Annotated in this window: 1 protein-coding gene; it reads left to right on the forward strand. The window is 72.6% G+C overall.

Translation table 11 applies throughout. The features are described from left to right. Window positions 1-39: 39 nt before the first annotated feature. Window positions 40-234: AlkA N-terminal domain-containing protein (locus AC0IXR_RS25190; RefSeq protein ID WP_471762622.1), on the forward strand; the 195-nt coding region annotated here is incomplete at its 3' end.

A 234-nucleotide genomic window follows, 5' to 3' on the forward strand; every position in this document is an offset into this window, starting at 1 on the left:
GGAATGGCCCGGCCACCGAGATAGGCCCGGACCGTCTTCATCGGCGGGCTCCCCGGCACGATCTCCGGCATGCGGGGCGGGGACGATGCCCTCGTCGCGACGGTGGATCATCCCGATCCGGCGAGTCTGCCGGACGTTCTGGCACGGCTGAGGCCGATGTTCGATCTCGATGCCGACCCGGCCCTGATCGCGGCCGCGCTCGCTCGCCACCCCGACCTCGCCCCCCTCGTGGCC

The organism is Methylobacterium sp. AC832 (assembly GCF_979256025.1).